Consider the following 1,148-nt stretch of genomic DNA (forward strand, 5'->3'; position numbering starts at 1 on the left):
GATAGAAAAAATATATAGAAAATTAATTTTTTTACTATTGTCTTGAAATAAACATCCAAAAAACTACAGAGTCTGCATTCTTTCAAGGCTAATAGTCAGCATACCTGAAACAATATCTTCTCTAATATGATCATTAATCTCAAGACGGGGCAGTAAAGCAATCTCTGCCTCAGTAGAAAGCTGTTTCTTAACTCTCTCAAGGAACCCAGATTTTAAATTTTCTGAATAAACAACTACTAAAGAAGGGTTTAAAACACACATAACCGCCCTAAGCGTTCTAATGGCCAGATCATCAGCCGCAAGCGGTTCAAGGGGAAGAACGCCGACATCGTTAAACATCGGAAAGAATCTAACTTCTCCCGCCATTCCGTCTCTGCCCCTTAAAACATTTCCCTGATAACAAAAGCCGCATACCGGAGCACGGCCCGGGACCAAAAGCAATCCAGCCACATAATTATGCTTAACATGACGGTTAAAACACCCTAATGTTGCAGCGTTAATGTCTGTCTCAAAAAACACCGGCACATTAAAATGCAGTTCAAGATGCTTTGATAATCTTTTTGCCTGGGGATCATGACGTACTGCTGAGGCAAGTCTTCCTCCTACCGTATCAGTCGGCATGGAAATTCCTATTATGGAAATCTTTGAGTAACGATCAAGGTAACGCTCAATACCGATTCTGAATTCATCGGTATGAACTTTGGATAACAGTTCCTCTCTTCTTTCTATGCACTCACCAAATAAGTCATGAACAGAATAACCGGCATAATCATGACCGGCTCTTTTATAGCAAGATACGATCAATATTAGTCTGTACGATGCATTGAATCGATATGTTGCAGCGGGTCTGCCGTTACCTATTGATATGCTTTCGCCTTCAAGGACTTCACCCGTTTCAATTAAATACTGCAGCAATTTTGTCAAAGTGACAACGCTAAGTCCGGTCAAGGTTTTAAGGCGTGAAATGGTCGCTACCTGCTCGCTGTGAAGAGCTCTTCTGACATTTAAAATATTTTGCTCTCTGATTTGCTGACTGGTGACTGGCTGACTTTGTATCTGCATAATTTTTAAAGTTACTTAATAAATCCCCTTTAATAATACCCTGTTTTTTTAACTTTTGGAAAAAAATTTATAAAAAAATTATCTTG

Annotated in this window: 1 protein-coding gene; it reads right to left on the reverse strand. The window is 38.9% G+C overall.

Going from position 1 to position 1,148, the window contains the following annotated elements:
- Nucleotides 1-63: 63 nt before the first annotated feature.
- Nucleotides 64-1,062 (reverse strand): ROK family protein, encoded by a 999-nt coding sequence (locus QZ019_RS09820; protein WP_294565029.1) that lies wholly within the window; start codon nucleotides 1,060-1,062, stop codon nucleotides 64-66.
- Nucleotides 1,063-1,148 lie beyond the last annotated feature (86 nt).

Origin of the sequence: uncultured Succinatimonas sp. (assembly GCF_905203285.1) — a bacterium.
In the GTDB taxonomy this organism is placed as follows: domain Bacteria; phylum Pseudomonadota; class Gammaproteobacteria; order Enterobacterales; family Succinivibrionaceae; genus Succinatimonas.